The 15,971-nt window shown below is 31.2% G+C and carries 16 protein-coding genes; all 16 read left to right on the top strand.

From position 1 onward, the window contains the following. The first annotated feature begins 93 nt into the window (after window positions 1–93). The 16 genes from TR13x_RS10180 to TR13x_RS10105 all read left to right on the top strand — a co-directional run bounded on the left by TR13x_RS10180 (window position 94) and on the right by TR13x_RS10105 (window position 15,833). Complete coding sequence (locus TR13x_RS10180; protein WP_054871828.1) at window positions 94–705, top strand: hypothetical protein; 612 nt, start codon at window positions 94–96, stop codon at window positions 703–705. 48 nt (window positions 706–753) lie between these two features. Then, window positions 754–2,982 carry an ATP-dependent RecD-like DNA helicase gene (locus TR13x_RS10175; RefSeq protein ID WP_054871827.1) on the top strand — a complete coding sequence of 743 codons (2,229 nt, stop codon included), beginning with the start codon at window positions 754–756 and terminating at the stop codon, window positions 2,980–2,982. A 5-nt stretch (window positions 2,983–2,987) separates the two neighbouring features. Further along, a complete protein-coding gene (locus TR13x_RS10170; RefSeq protein ID WP_054871826.1) occupies window positions 2,988–3,743 on the top strand; it encodes a ComF family protein in 756 nt (251 codons plus the stop codon). Between the two features lie 13 nt (window positions 3,744–3,756). Next, window positions 3,757–4,164: a TIGR03826 family flagellar region protein gene (locus TR13x_RS10165; protein WP_054871825.1), complete on the top strand. Its 408-nt coding sequence runs from the start codon at window positions 3,757–3,759 to the stop codon at window positions 4,162–4,164. Window positions 4,165–4,226: 62 nt separating this feature from the next. Next, window positions 4,227–4,517 (top strand): flagellar biosynthesis anti-sigma factor FlgM, encoded by a 291-nt coding sequence (gene flgM / locus TR13x_RS10160; protein ID WP_054871824.1) that lies wholly within the window; start codon window positions 4,227–4,229, stop codon window positions 4,515–4,517. Between the two features lie 15 nt (window positions 4,518–4,532). After that, the gene (locus TR13x_RS10155) at window positions 4,533–5,027 is read left to right on the top strand and encodes a flagellar protein FlgN (protein ID WP_054871823.1); all 495 of its coding nucleotides are present in this window, start codon (window positions 4,533–4,535) and stop codon (window positions 5,025–5,027) included. A gap of 11 nt (window positions 5,028–5,038) precedes the next feature. After that, the gene (flgK, locus tag TR13x_RS10150; protein ID WP_054871822.1) at window positions 5,039–7,057 is read left to right on the top strand and encodes a flagellar hook-associated protein FlgK; all 2,019 of its coding nucleotides are present in this window, start codon (window positions 5,039–5,041) and stop codon (window positions 7,055–7,057) included. 80 nt (window positions 7,058–7,137) lie between these two features. Next, window positions 7,138–7,497 (top strand): four helix bundle protein, encoded by a 360-nt coding sequence (locus tag TR13x_RS10145; protein ID WP_054871821.1) that lies wholly within the window; start codon window positions 7,138–7,140, stop codon window positions 7,495–7,497. A 67-nt stretch (window positions 7,498–7,564) separates the two neighbouring features. Then, window positions 7,565–9,052, top strand: a complete 1,488-nt coding sequence (gene flgK, locus TR13x_RS10140) for a flagellar hook-associated protein FlgK (RefSeq protein ID WP_054871820.1) — start codon at window positions 7,565–7,567, stop codon at window positions 9,050–9,052. Between the two features lie 295 nt (window positions 9,053–9,347). Further along, window positions 9,348–10,367 (top strand): flagellar hook-associated protein FlgL, encoded by a 1,020-nt coding sequence (flgL, locus tag TR13x_RS10135; RefSeq protein ID WP_054871819.1) that lies wholly within the window; start codon window positions 9,348–9,350, stop codon window positions 10,365–10,367. 182 nt (window positions 10,368–10,549) lie between these two features. Further along, window positions 10,550–11,098, top strand: coding sequence for a DUF6470 family protein (locus TR13x_RS10130; RefSeq protein WP_242851760.1), 549 nt, complete (start codon window positions 10,550–10,552; stop codon window positions 11,096–11,098). A 274-nt stretch (window positions 11,099–11,372) separates the two neighbouring features. After that, on the top strand, window positions 11,373–11,825 hold the full coding sequence (fliW, locus tag TR13x_RS10125) for a flagellar assembly protein FliW (RefSeq protein ID WP_054871818.1): 453 nt from the start codon (window positions 11,373–11,375) through the stop codon (window positions 11,823–11,825). Between the two features lie 2 nt (window positions 11,826–11,827). Next, window positions 11,828–12,055: a carbon storage regulator CsrA gene (csrA, locus tag TR13x_RS10120; protein WP_054871817.1), complete on the top strand. Its 228-nt coding sequence runs from the start codon at window positions 11,828–11,830 to the stop codon at window positions 12,053–12,055. Between the two features lie 81 nt (window positions 12,056–12,136). After that, the gene (locus TR13x_RS11065) at window positions 12,137–12,547 is read left to right on the top strand and encodes a hypothetical protein (RefSeq protein WP_152912148.1); all 411 of its coding nucleotides are present in this window, start codon (window positions 12,137–12,139) and stop codon (window positions 12,545–12,547) included. A 300-nt stretch (window positions 12,548–12,847) separates the two neighbouring features. Further along, window positions 12,848–14,275, top strand: coding sequence for a flagellin (locus TR13x_RS11400; RefSeq protein WP_054871816.1), 1,428 nt, complete (start codon window positions 12,848–12,850; stop codon window positions 14,273–14,275). A gap of 1,081 nt (window positions 14,276–15,356) precedes the next feature. Further along, complete coding sequence (locus TR13x_RS10105) at window positions 15,357–15,833, top strand: REP-associated tyrosine transposase (protein WP_054871815.1); 477 nt, start codon at window positions 15,357–15,359, stop codon at window positions 15,831–15,833. The last annotated feature ends 138 nt before the right edge of the window (window positions 15,834–15,971 follow it).

Genomic DNA, 15,971 nt, shown 5'->3' with positions numbered 1-15,971 from the left:
ACCTAGTACCCAGTACCAAGTACCTATATTCATATCTACTTGACACAAACATATGTTCGATATATAATTTTGATATGAAAGGGGTGGGGAAAAATGGTTAATGTTGAAAAATTATTAAATGATGAAATTATGGCTATAATCCCTATATATATTGATATGTACGGGAATTGTACTAAGGTGATAACTTTGAAAACACAAGAAGATTACATCTTTAAGAGTATAAAAACTGTACTTAAAAATATAGCTAAATTTTATACTCTTGATTTGATGGCATCAAGAGAATACTATGGTAAAATGATAGGAATTTCTAACATAGTTCCTATTCCATTTGATAGTGAAAATATTTTTATACCATTAAAGGTTAGAAAGCCTATATTTAAAAATGATGGGTCGTTTGGATATTTTAATTTGAAGTTTATTAACGATATAAAAGAAGAAAAGAATGAGGTATATATAATACTCAAAGGAAATGTCAAAGTAAGAATTAATCAAACTTTAAAGACAGCATATAAACATGTAAGACATGGCGAAATAGTAAAAAGAGTATATGATAAAAAAACATATGGTTTAATTAAAGAAAGCAGCCACGATTTTTATAATGAATACAATAAGCCAGCGACTAAAGGAGATATAGTTTTTTTGGTAAACCAGTTGATGGATATTTTAAAAAAGCTACACGAACGACGAAACACTATACACCAATAATAGGCAAATGATATAATTAATTTAAAATACAAATCGGAGGGCAAAATTTTGATTACTCTACAGGGAACTATTGAAGAGATAATTTATAAAAATGAATCGAATGGATATACTGTTGCCATATTAGAAACTGAAGATGATGTAGTAACTATAGTAGGATATATACCAATAATAAATCTTGGCGAAACTCTTAAGGTTCAAGGGAATTGGGTGTACCATTCTAATTATGGGCAGCAGTTTAAAGTGGATACATATCAGGCAGTAGTTCCTGCTTCATTAAATGGAATAGAAAAGTATCTTGCATCAGGTTTAATACCTGGAATTGGACCTAAAACTGCAAAAAAAATTGTTGAAAAATTCGGACTCAATTCCATAGATATACTTCAATATAATCCAGATAGATTAATAGAAGTTGAGGGAATTGGTAAGAAAAAGGCAGAAAAAATTGCAGAAGCTTTTGCAGAGCAAAGAGAACTTAGAGATGTTATGATTTTTCTTCAAGAATACGGTATAAGTCCTACATATGGAGTTAGAATATATAAGAAATATGGAAATGAAACAATAACAAAAATAAAAGAAAACCCATACAGATTATCAGAAGATATTTTTGGCATAGGATTTAAAATGGCAGACAAGATTGCAAGGAGTATGGGGGTAGATTTAAGGTCTAATTATAGAGTGTTTGCAGGTATAAAATTTACTTTGATGGAGTTTTCTTCTGAAGGGCATACATATGTACCTAAGGAAGAACTTGTGGATAAAGCAAAGGGTCTATTAGAAGTTGAAAGAGAGCTTGTAGAGGATGGAATTACTGCTCTTGCACTAAAGCAAGAGATTCAGCTTGAAAATGTCGATAATGAAATTAGAGTTTACTATATGCCATTTTATTATGCTGAGGCTAATGTAAGCAAGAAAATTATAGAGCTAGCTTTAACAGAATTGAAGGAACTCAATATAGATGTAGAAGAAGAAATTAATAAATTAGAACAGGAAAGCTCTATAAAATTTGCACAGAATCAGAAAGAAGCCATAAGACAAGCGATTTTTAATGGAGTTTTAGTTATAACAGGAGGGCCTGGTACTGGAAAAACGACTACAATAAACAGCATAATAAAGTTATTTGAAAATCAAGGATTGTCTGTAGTATTAGCAGCTCCAACTGGTAGAGCCGCGAAGAGAATGAGTGAAGCTACTGGTAGAGAAGCAAAGACTATACACAGGCTATTAGAGTATAGTTTTGTAGATGATGAAATAGGGATGGCATTTACAAGAGATGAAGGTACACCGATAGATTCAGATGTAGTAATCATAGATGAGGTTTCTATGGTAGATATACTTTTAATGAATAATTTACTTAAGGCAATAATGCCGGGGACTAGATTGATATTGGTAGGAGATGTTGACCAATTACCATCAGTTGGACCTGGTAATGTGTTAAGAGATATAATAGATAGCAAGGTTGTAAAAGTAGTTAAATTAAATGAGATATTTAGACAGGCTCAAGAAAGCATGATTATAGTAAATGCGCACAGAATAAATAAAGGAGAAATACCTTTTTTAAACGTAAAGGGGAAAGATTTCTTTTTTATTAATAAGGATTCTGGCGAAGAAGTAGTTGATACTATAATAGAGCTTTGCAAAGAGAGATTACCTAAGTTTTATGGATTTAATCCTGTAAAAGATATTCAGGTTTTAACACCTATGAAAAAGGGAGATACTGGAGTAAATGCTCTAAATGAAAGGCTCCAAGAGATCTTGAACCCTAAGCATAAACTTAAAGATGAAAAAAAGGTAGGAGACAGTATTTTTAGAGTTGGGGACAAGGTCATGCAAATAAAAAATAATTATAGGATGAAGTGGGAAATTATAAAAGATGATGGTACAAATGAAGAAGGTGAAGGTGTATTTAATGGTGATTTTGGGTATGTTTATGATATAGATGAAGAAGAAAGTGAAATGACTGTTTTATTTGATGATAATAAAAAGGCAGTTTATAGTTTTAGTCAGTTAGATGAACTTAAATTAGCATATGCAACAACAATTCATAAAAGTCAGGGAAGTGAGTTTCCAGTAGTTGTAATGCCTATATGCTGGGGCCCACCAATGCTTTTAACTAGAAATCTCTTATATACTGCAATTACTAGAGCAAAAGAGTTAGTTGTACTTGTAGGCAATAAAAAGTTTCTATATATGATGATAAATAACAATAGAATTACAAAAAGATATTCAGGGCTTAATAAGAGATTGTATAAAGTTTTAGAATTTATTCAGAAAGGATAAAGATAATGAATAAATTCAAAGATGTTTTAAAAGTATTTTTTAATACGATTTTAGAACTTATTTATCCTGAAAAAGGTATATGCTTTATTTGTGAAGAATATGATGCAGTTGTAGATGAAACACATATATGTAAAAAATGTTTTAATGAGCTTACTTTTGTAAAAGGCAATATATGTACTATTTGTGGTAAGCCATTAGAGTTAGGGTATTTACCAGATAGATGTCCTGACTGTATTAGACTTAATCATTATTTTGAAAAGGTAATATCACCATTAGAATATACAGGGTTTGTAAAGAAAGCTATATACAAATATAAATATGGTAAGAAGGCATATATGTATAAGGCTTTAGGACCAATTTTAGTACAAGCCTTTAAAGAAAGTGATATAAATGATATAGATATTATTGTACCGGTTCCACTTCACAAATCTAAAATAGCATATAGGGGATTTAATCAATCAGAGCTTTTATGCCGATATATATCTAAAATATTGAAAATACCTTTAGACATAAAAAATTTCAAGAGGGTAAAAAAGACAGAAGTACAAAATAAACTTGATAAAAGAGAGAGAATTAAGAATGTAAAGAATGCATTTAAGGTTGTAAATAATGATGTTTTTAAAAATAAAAATATACTTTTAGTTGATGATATTTATACTACAGGTGCAACAGTAGATGAATGCAGTAAGACTTTATTAAAAGCAGGAGCAAACAAAGTTTATGTACTTACACTAGCTACTGTACCAATACGATATTTTTAGGGGGTGTGATATTATGAATATTAAAAACTGTTCAAAATGCGGAAAAATATTTGCATATGATGGAATTAATAAATTATGTCCTAAGTGTAGAAAAGAGGAAGAGGAAGAGTTTAGCAGAGTAAAGGAATATATATATAATAATCCAGGAGCAAATATACAGTTAGTATCTGAAGAGACTGGTGTACCTGTAAAAAAAATACTTAGATATTTAAGAGAAGGTAGATTAGAATTAAAGGATGAATATAATAATCTGATATTAGCTTGTGAAAGATGTGGCAAACCTATCAAAACAGGAAGATTTTGTGATAAGTGTGTAGTAGAACTACAGAGAGAGCTAAAAGGTGCTGTAGCTAAAAATGAAAGTATCAGAAAAAATAAAGAAAAGGATAAAATGTATATTGCAGAAAGATATAAAAAATAATCTAAAGTATTACCCTATCCTTACCGATAATAAAAGTAGAAAAGTAAGGATGGGGTGTTTTTATGAGAATAATTAATAATAACATTTATAAAGCTTTAAAAATGTATAATAGTCAGAAAAAAATTAAAGACATAAAAACATCAGCTAAAGCTGAGAAAAAAGATAAATTAAGCTTGTCTAACAAAGCAATAGAATATCAAATTGCTATGAAAGCATTAAAAAACGTGCCTGATATTAGAAAAGATAAAGTTGAAGAGATAAAGAGACAAATAGAAACAGGAACCTACAAAATAGACTCTGGTAAAATTGTTGATAAGATGTTTGAAAATGTGAATATTGACAAGAGAGTTTAATGGGTGGTGAGGAAGATGGAGAAGCTGATTAAGGATTTAAAGGAGATTTTATCTCAGGAACTAAATTTATATAAACATATGTTAGAATTATCTATAGATAAAACAGAGATTATTACTTCAGGTCAGGTACGTGAATTAGATAAGATTACACAAAAGGAACAGGCATTGATATTAAAGGCAGGTAAATTAGAAGATATAAGAGAAAAAGTATTATCAAGAATTCAAGAGGAATTAAAATTGAAAAAAATTCAAAATATATCAAAGCTTGTTGATTATTTGAGTGAAGAACAGAAAAAAGAAATAGAAGATATAAAAGAGCAGTTAATTGATGTTCTTGATAAACTAAAAGAGAGAAATATACTTAATAGTGCTTTAATAAAGGATTCTTTGGAGTATATTAATTTAAATGTAAACCTTTTGACTAATGCTTTAACTGGAAGTACTTATAGTGATAAAGTAAATAAAGACGAAGTAGTACAAAGCAAAAACATTTTTGATGCGAAGGTGTAGGTGGTACTTTTATGCGCTCGACTTTTTCAGGATTGTCAATAGCCATATCAGGTTTATATACAAATAAAAAATCTTTAGACGTAACATCCCATAATATAGCTAATGTAAATAATCCTAGCTATGTAAGACAGCAACTTATTCAATCTACTAGTCAATATTCTAATCTTCCAGGTGGTTTTCAGATAGGTTCAGGAGTAATAATACAGCAGATTAGACAAATAAGGGATGAATTTTTAGATTTAAAATATAGACTTCAATCAGAGAAATTTGGCTATTGGTCTGCTAAAAATATGGTATTTGAGCAGGTACAAGGGATTTTAAATGAAATCTCTAATAGTGGCCTTCAAAAGGTTATGGACCAGTTTTGGAATGGCTGGGAAGAACTTTCGAAAGATCCTGATAACCTCACAATAAGAGGATTACTTAAAGAAAGGGCTGTAGCTTTTGTAGAAACTGTAAACCATTTAAGTCAGCAGATTGATAATTTACAAATCAACCTTAATAAGGAAATAAATATAAAAGTTAATGAAATAAATGATATTGCTCAAAGGATAGCTAAATTAAATGAAAATATATTAACATATGAAGTAAAAGGATATAAGGGAAATGACTATAGAGATGATAGAAATGCTTTATTGGACAGACTATCAGAACTTGTAAATATGGAGTATAATGAAGAGCCTAATGGTGTAGTTAATGTTTCTATTGGTGGAAAAAGGTTAGTGAACGGAAGGTTTTATAGTAAAATAGAGGCTAGAGAAAATGGAAGTGCTTTTGTAGATATATTTTGGAAAGATGTTTCGGAAAAAGTAAATATAGAAGGTGGAGAGCTTTTAGGATTACTTCATTCAAGAGGCGATGTTCAAACAACTATATTAGCTGAAGGAAATGGTACGGTAAATAAGGAAGTAGATGTAGTTATTGCAGTTGATACAACTTCTTCAAATATGAATGATATAAATGATATGATTAATAATTATAAAGATGATTTGAAAAACAGAGGACTTGAGCCTAAATTTAAGCTAATTACATTTGGAGATGGTTCGGTTACAGATATTACAGGTGGCTTTGTTGATGATTTTACCTCATCTCTATCACAAGTTGCAGAAGTTGGAAATGAAGATTTATCTGGTTTGATATCAAATATAGAATCAATGACTGATTTTAGACAGAATTCACATAAAAAACTAATAATTATCACAGATGAAAATATTGGAGGAACTTCAAACGTAATTTCAGATAATGAAATAACAACTTATGTTGATAGATTAAATGATTTGGGGATATCTACAACTGTTATATCAGATTCTACATACCAATACACTGGAGATGCTGGAGAAGATGGTTGGGATAGTATAACTGATGGAACTGGTGGAAGATTCTTTAGTATTGTTGATATTACTAAAACTGATTTTGCTGAAAACCTTTCTCAAGAAACTACAAATACTGCGAGTAGACATATAGGTAAGGTCGACAGCTTTTTAGAAATTATCCCTTCTATTAAAAAGAAGTTAAATGCATTTGTAAATACAATAGCAAGAAATATAAACTATATACATAAAAAAGGTAAAACTTTGCTTGGAACAGTTGGAGAAGATTTCTTTGTAGCAGCTAATTCCAGTAAACCGATTGAAGCTGGAAATATTACACTTAATCCTAATCTAGATACACTAAACAATATAGCGGCTTCACAATCTGGAGATAGGGGAGACGGGAAAATAGCAAAGAAAATAGCTCAGCTTAGGAACGAATACCTATTTGCTGATTTAAACAGTGATGATTATTATAGAGATATAATATCTTCTATAGGAGTTGCAGGAAATGAAGCTGCAACTATGGAAGAAAGCCAGAAAATACTTATATCACAAATAGATGATAAGAGAAAATCTGTATCAGCAGTATCTTTAGATGAAGAAATGACAGATATGCTTAAATATCAGCATTCATATGTAGCTAACACAAGAGTTGTAAACGCGATAGATGAAATGATAGATAATATAATAAATAAAATGGGAGTTGTCGGAAGGTAAATTGCAAGCAATTTATCTTCCAAATGCTAAATGTTAAATGTTGAATTTTAAATATTTAAAAAGTTTCAAATGGGGGAGCAATGGATAAAAATAATGTTGTTAAAGAAAAAAGCTATAAATTTGCTTTAAGAATAGTAAAAATGTATAAATATATGACTAAAGAGAAAAAGGAGTATATTTTGTCAAATCAATTATTAAGAAGTGGTACAAGCATAGGAGCTAATGTAGAAGAAGCTTGTTCTGGTCATACTAAAAAGGATTTTATTGCAAAGTTATCAATTGCCCAAAAGGAAGCTTTTGAAACTAGATATTGGCTTAGACTTTTAAGAGATAGTGAATTAATTGAAACTAAATATATAAATAGCATGATTGACGATTGTGAGGAATTAATAAGAATAATTACAAAAATTATAGTTACAGCTAAAAACAATACTAAATAAAGACTAAAAATTATTTAACATTTAACATTTAAAATTTAAAATTCATTTTACGAAGGGACTGAGTAAAATGTCTGGTTGGGTTGGATTTAATACAGCAGTATCTGGACTTTTAGCAAGCCAAAAATCTTTATATACAACAGGTCACAATATTTCAAATGCAAATACTGAAGGGTATTCAAGACAGAAGGTTTTACAAAAAGCCAATTCTCCATTAACATTGCCAGGAATAGGAATGCTAGGTACTGGAACTGAAATATACGATATAGTTAGGGTAAGGAACGGTTATGTTGATTTTAAGTATTGGCAAGAAAATGCTCCGTCAGGAGAATGGGAAATAAAAAGAGATACTTTAGTTGAAATAGAAAATGTATTTAACGAACCTTCAGATTCAAGCTTTAGACAATATTTAGACGAGTTTTTTGATGCACTGGAAACTTTGAGTACCGATCCTTCTAGTTATGCTCACAGGTCATTAGTTAGAGAGAAGGCTGTAGCTCTTACGAGGCATATCAATGAGACTGCTCAAAGACTTTATGCAGTGCAGAAGGAATTAAACTTTGCAGTGAGTACAAAAATAAAACAGGTTAATGATTTAGCAGGTCAGATTAGAAATCTTAATAAACAGATATATGAGCTTGAGCTTGATGGTACTAAAGCTAATGATTTAAGAGATAGAAGAGCTTTATTAGTTGATGAATTATCTAAAATAGTAAACATTAAAGTGAGCGAAAATGAAGGGAAATTTACAGTTTCAATCGGAGGAATGTCTTTAGTAGATCACACTCAAGTAAATTTACTAAAAGACCCTCCAAACGTAATAGATAATGTAAATAACCCTAAGGAAAAATTAGTTCAGGTTCAATGGGAGTTAGGAAATCAAGATGTAAAAATAGAATCTGGAGAACTTAAAGGATTGTTAGATTTAAGAGATGGTGATGGAGTAGGAAATAATTATAGAGGTGTTGTATTTTATATAAAGAGATTAGATGAATTTGCTAATAAAATTGCAGAAAAAATTAATGGAGTACATTCAAGTGGATATGGCTTAAATGATACAACAGGAATATTTTTGTTCACTGCTGATGGCAAAAAAACTTCTGATTATGCCAATTCAAATGAACTGTTAAATGAAGTTAAGGCTGTTAACATATCGCTATCTGGTGATATTGTATCTAATTTAGATAATATAGCTGCTGCTACGCAGCCTAATGGAGTAAATGCTAACGAAAATGTCTTAAATCTTATTGCATTAAGAGAAGATAAAATGTTTTTTGACAATACAACTCCACAAGGTACACCAGATGACTTTATAAAGGCAGTATTATCTAACCTTGCAGTTGATAGCCAGCAAGCTGATAGGATGAGTGAAAATCAAAATGCAATTATGGATAATATCAAACAGAAGAGAGAATCAGAGTCAGGAGTATCTATAGATGAAGAGATGTCTAACATGGTCAAGTTTCAACAGTCATACAACGCAGCTGCTAGGATGATAACTACAATAGATGCAATATATGAGGTGACTATCAATAGATTAGGACTTGTCGGCAGATAGCAGGTGCTGGGTACTGGGTACTGGATACTGGGAATAAAAAAGAGAACAGGGGACAGGTAACAGAGGACAGTTTGAAAATAGGCTGCCGGCTATCAGCTAACAGCTATCGGTAAAAATTTGAGACTGTAAGTAGCGCAGAATTAATTCTGCACTACATATAATGCAACGTAGCGCACAATTCATTGTGCGGAATTTTTGATTGGCTATTGGTCGTTCGCTTTTGGGCAATCGAATAGCGAGTAGCGAAAGGCGAATAGCTAATATCGAAAAGCGGTATTTTGAAAGGGGATTGGTTATGCGTATTACGAATAATATGCTTATAAGTAATATGATGAGAAATTTAAATAATAATCTTAAGAAGATGGACAAGATACAGAAAAAACTTTCTTCAGGCAAGAATTTTCAGCTTCCATCAGATGACCCAATTGGAGTATCTAGAAGTTTAAAGCTAAATACTGATATTGCGAAAATAGAACAGTATAAACGTAACTTAGATGATGCTGTGTCATGGCTTGAAATAACAGAATCAGCTGTAGCTGAAGTAGAGGATGTGTTGCAAAGAGCGAGAGAACTTACAGTTCAAGCTGCAAATGGTACGAATGGTAAAGATGATTTAAAGATGATATCAGCAGAAATTGGGCAATTAAAAGGGCAGTTGATAAATATAGCTAATACTACGTATGCAGGAAGATATATATTTTCTGGATATAAAACTGATACACCATTAGTTGATGAAAATGGTAAATTTAAATTAACAAACTATGAAGTAGGGGCCGGGACTTTTTCACCTCATGTGTTAGGCAAAAATGAAATTTCGAATTATAATGTAGGAATAGCTGACAAAATAGCAGTCAATGTGGTTGGAGTTAAAGTTTTTGGTAAATTTGAAGGTGACTTAGATAATCCTAATTTTGATACTGATGTGAACGGATATGAAATAGACAATACTAATAAAACTTCAGATTCAACAAATGCAGATCAGAGCTATTTAATAGCTATGTTTGACAGCTTAAAAACAGCTTTAGATAATGGAGACGCAGATACTATACAAAAAACACTTGGAAGAATAGATAAAGTTATGGAGAATTTATTATCTGTAAGAGCAGATATTGGAGCTAAGACAAATAGACTTGAATTAACTAAAAAGAGATTAGAGTCACAATCTATAAACTTTACAAAACTTTTATCTGAAAATGAAGAAGCAGATATTGCAGAGGTTATTATGAACTTAAAGATGAACGAAAATGTGTATAGAGCATCGCTATCAGCAGGTGCAAGAATAATACAACCAACACTTGTCGACTTTTTAAGATAGTTTAAACTATCCTAAAAAGTCGAATTGTAAATTGTAAATGTTAAATTTTAGATTAAATAGTAGCGCACAATTCATTGTGCAGGATAATTGGCAATTTACAATGGACAATTGACGATTAGATAATGTAGCGCACAATTCATTGTGCGATATATTTGCATCGGTATCCTATAGGAGGAAAAAATATGCCACTAAAAATAAATACAATACGTCCCCAAATTGAAATCAATACAACAAATGGTCGGATGAATATCAGGCAGCCTAAAGGAGAGCAGAGCATACATACAACTATGCCAAAAGTTAAAATAGAGAGTGAAAAACCGACAGTTATTATAGACCAGTATCAGTGTTTTGCTGAATCTGGTCTTAAAAATTACTTAGATTTAACTAAAGAAGCTGCAAGGCTTGGTTACCAAAAAGTACTAGAAGGAATTACAAGAATAGTAGAAGATGGCAACAGAATGGCACAAATAGAGAACGGTATGCCCTCAGCTATTCCTGAACTAGCAGAAAAAAATGCATGGGAAGAATTAGACTATAATATAGATGTTATACCAAAATCAAGACCTAAAATAGATGTAAAAGGGAGACTAAAAACAGATTGGGAATTAGGCAAAGTAAATATAGATTACAAAATAAATAAACCTAGTATTAATTTTCAAAGAGGAAAAGTAGAAACATATCTAAAACAAAAATCTAGTATAGAGATAAGATACGTGGACGCCAGAATATGATATTCGGGTACTGGGTACTAGAATTAGAGGACAGAGATCAGGGAACAGGATAATAGGTACTAGGTGCTGGGTACTGGATTTTAAATGAGAAATTGAAAATGTAAAATTAGTTGACATTTCTCTATTTCCTGCCGCCTTTTCTCTGGCAACTGGTAACTGAATAAAAATAATTGACAATTTACAATGTACAATTGACGATTAGCTAGTAGCGCACAATTTATTGTGCGGTATACAATTTATTGTGTGTTATTTTTCGCAAAAAGGAGGAACAACAATGATACTAAATACAAAACACTTTGGTCAAATAGAAATTGACGAAAACAGCATAATTACATTCCCAGATGGATTATTAGCTTTTGAAGAACAGAAGAGATTTGTGATAATAAATAACCCAGATGAAGAAATACCATTTAAATGGCTCCAATCAATAGACAATTCCGACCTTGCCTTTGTAATAATAAATCCATTTCTTTTCAAAAAGGACTACGAATTCGATATTCCCCAATCTGTTATTGATAAGCTTAAAATAAAAGAAGAGAAAGATGTTTTAGTATATTCAATAGTCGTAGTACCAGAAGATATAACAAAAATGACAGCTAATTTAGTAGGCCCTATAATAATCAATTTAAAAAATAGACTAGGAAAGCAAATAATATTGGAAGATAAGAGATATACTACTAAACATCTAATATTAGAAGAACTTAGTAAGCCAGGTCAGGAGGAATAAATATGCTTGTACTGACTAGAAAGAAGAATGAAAGCATAGTTATAAATGGGGATATCGAAATTATTGTTGTAGGGGTAGAAGATGGCAAGGTCAAACTTGGTATAAAAGCGCCGAAAAATATAGAAATACATAGAAAAGAAATTTACGAAGCCATTCAAAAAGAAAACCAAAAAGCAGCTAGTACACACAATGTCGATTTTGGAACTTTGAAAGGGATATTAAAAAAATAGGAATATAAATGGTATAATGGAATCGGGGATTTTAAAAACTGCTGGATAAAATAAAAATTAATTTTAAAGGCAGGTGAGAATATGGAAAAGGAATTACTGTTAGCAATTAAAGTAATGCTAAAAGAAGAACTAGAGCCTATAAGATCAGATATATCAAGCATTAAATCAACACTTGATGAGCATACTAGAATACTTGACAAGCATACAAAGATACTTAACGAACATACCAAAATACTTAATGAACATACAAGTAAACTAGATGAACATTCAAGAATACTTGATGAACATACGAAGAAACTTGACGAACATACACAAATTTTAAGAGCATTAGAACATTCAGCACAAGTTAACAAAGCAGAACATGACATTATTATGAATGATATAGCACATATCAAAGGAGAAATTGAAGGTTTGAGAAAAGATATGACTAATGTTGAGCTTATAACTGCAAGTAATTGGGCTGATATAGCAAAGCTTAAATCTATAAAATAAGTGTGTAATATGGATTTAAATAATATAACCCGACAAATGAGTCGGTTAATTTTTTTCTCAAAAATTTTTCAAAAAATGCTAAAGTCGGACAAGCACCTGCCGATAAATATAATGAAAAGAAAATAAACATTTCTACGGGCGGCCGACGTAGAGAGTTACTTTTCTTCAAAAATTTATTTATAGTTTTTTTATATTTAAAATTTAACATTTAACATTTAAAATTCTATTTTGGATTTTATATAAAATCCAAAATAGTAGGCATGGACGCCAAAAAACAAAAAAATTCAAGGAGGAGATTTTATGAGAATTAATCACAACATAGCAGCTTTAAATACTTATTCAAGATTAAGTGCTGCAAACTTTATGCAAAGCAAATCATTAGAAAAATTATCATCAGGTATGAGAATTAACAGAGCTGGAGACGACGCAGCAGGTCTTGCAATTTCAGAAAAAATGAGAGGACAAATTAGAGGTTTAGAGCAAGCATCAAGAAATGCACAAGATGGTATATCACTTATCCAAACTGCAGAAGGTGCTCTAAATGAGACTCAAGCTATATTACAAAGAATGAGAGAATTAGCTGTACAAGCTGCTAGTGATACTAATACTTCTGATGATCGTGCAGCAATTCAGAAAGAAATTGATCAATTAGTTGATGAGATTGACAGAATTGCTAATACAACTGAATTTAACACTAAAAAATTATTAACTGGTGAAATTGGACTTTCAACAGATGATTCACAAAATATTACTAATTTATCTATGAAATCTACAACTAAAGCAGGTACAATTACATTTACTGCTGATGCGACGTTAGCTAAAAAAGCTACAGGGCAATTAACAGTAGCTGCTGGAGCTACTCAAGTAGCTACAAGTGATGAATTGATAATAACAGTTAATGGTAAAACTTATAATATTGGAACAACTGCAGGTCAATCTTATGAAGACTTAGCTAAGCAGATTACAAATACAGTAGATGGTCTTGTTGCTACATGGGATGCTTCTGCTAATCAAATCAAATTTGAAACTGAACTTGCAAATGCTGACCAAACATTTACTGTAGCTGAAAAAACTGCTGGTAGCTTAGATGGAGCTACAGACTTTACTGCTGGTACTGCAACAAATGATATAGATACTTCAGTTTCAAGAAATGGTTCTGATGGAACAAATGCATCAGGCTTAGCTACTGCTGGTGAAGCTACTTTCTCATACTATGGAAATACTGTTACTGTTACTGGAGGTACTGGAGGATTTGAAGGATTAACGTTCACATTGCAAGCAGATGAAGGAAGTACTACAACAGCAACAGTATCTGGAAGTAAAATTTATATCAGTAATCAGTTAACTATGCAGATAGGTGCTAATGAAGGGCAAGAGATGAGTATCAATATAAATGCAATGGATTCAACTAATTTGAATGTTTCTAATTTAGATGTATCTACTACTACAGGTGCATCTTCAGCTATAACTAAGATCGATAGTGCTTTGCAGACAGTATCGTCTGAACGTGCTAAACTTGGTGCATATCAAAACAGATTAGAACACACAATCAACAACTTAGGAACAGCTTCAGAAAACTTAACAGCATCAGAATCAAGAATTAGAGACGTAGACATGGCTAAAGAAATGATGGAATTCACTAAGAATAACATTCTACAACAAGCAGCAACTGCAATGTTAGCTCAAGCAAATCAGATGCCAAGTGGAGTTTTACAACTTCTTAGGTAGAGATTTGAGGGCGTCTTAAGAGGCAACTCTTAAGATTATCACTGGGTGAATTTCTGGAACTTCCTTAGAGCCACTCTCCCTACAACGTAATCCGAAAGGGTAAGCGTGATAGGTTAAAAAGCAGAGTGGATTGGATGATCAGCAGCCGAGCTCCTGTTCCGAAAGGATGGAGAAGGTTCAACGACTAGGACGTACCACCTAAGTAATTGTCAATTGACAATTATATGGTGATGAGGTCCGTAGGGGATGAGGCTTCCCCGAAGTGCCCAGCCCCAAAATTGATTGTTTACAATAGGCAATTAATTTTGGGTGAAGATATAGTCTGGCAGTCATCGAAAGGTGATTGATAAACCGCAAGCAAATCAAATGCCTCAAGGAGTACTTCAATTATTAAGATAATAAGTAAAATAATCTGTAGCCCACATTTAAATGTGGGCTACAATTTATTACTACAATCTATTATAATCTATAATCTTCATACTAAAACTACAACCATATTACAATCTTATTAGATGTAAGCTACAATTGTCTTTGTGTATTAAAGCTTTCCTTCTTGCCTTAAGCGCCTTATTTTATCGACAATTCCCCAATATGTTCTATTTATTCTTTTAGCGATTTCTGTAGCCAATATTTAAATGTGAGCTACAACTACAACCATTGGATTATAAAGAAAAATGTAAATTATTAGAGGATATATGAGAATTACATAGAATAATCTAGATAAAGATGTAGATATGCAGGTCACATTTCAATGTGACCTATCGAAAAGGCATATATTAATCGTAGTTTACAATTAATTGTGACCTACGATACAGGCTGTAGACAAAATAGAAGAGTGACCTATGATGCTATTACATATGTAAAAGATTATGTAAAACATCATTTGGAAAACAACACCAAAAACATCGTAGCCCACAATTAATTGTGGGCTACAGGGTAATAATATTGTTGATATTTGAAAACAGCAAGTATGATATAGTGGTGTAATTGTCACAATAAATTGTTTGCTCACAATGAATTGTGAGCTGTCTATGTCGTTTATGAAAAAATGATTTAAATTTAATGATTGGAGAATTATAAAATGAAAAGGTATTATGAAGATAATATGTGCTATTTTATAACAACAGTAACCCATAACAGAAAAGAAATTTTTAATGATAAAATAGCATGTGAACTTTTCATTGTAGTAGTAACCTATCTTAAATATATATATGACTTTAATGTTTATGGTTTTGTTATTATGCCTGACCATGTACATATTATTATACATCCTTGTGCTAATAAAAACATATCTGAAATAATGAAGAGAATAAAAGGAAATTTTTCGAGAATGTATAACAAAATCTATGATAATCATGGACAAATTTGGCAGAGAAAATTTTATGATAATGCAATCAGAAACCCTAACCAAATAATAAAGACCATTGAATACATTCACAATAATCCAATCAGAAGTAATTTAGTTAATAGAGTAGATGAGTATGTTTATAGTAGTTATATGTACTATTATGGTGAAGATAAAAAATTTGATTTGCTAATAGATAAATTTGAGATTTAAGTGTACAGCCTATAATCCGTTGGTATTAGTGTACGTAAATTGTGTAGCCTACATTTAAATGTGGGCTACAATTGGCGGAAAAATGATTATGTGAATTGCTTATAATTATAGGTTATAATTATTTGTGGCTATGATAAA

It is taken from the genome of Caloranaerobacter sp. TR13 (assembly GCF_001316435.1).
Lineage (GTDB): Bacteria > Bacillota > Clostridia > Tissierellales > Thermohalobacteraceae > Caloranaerobacter.
Note: the sequence above shows the minus strand (reverse complement) of the source record. Positions and strands in the feature narration are given on the sequence as shown.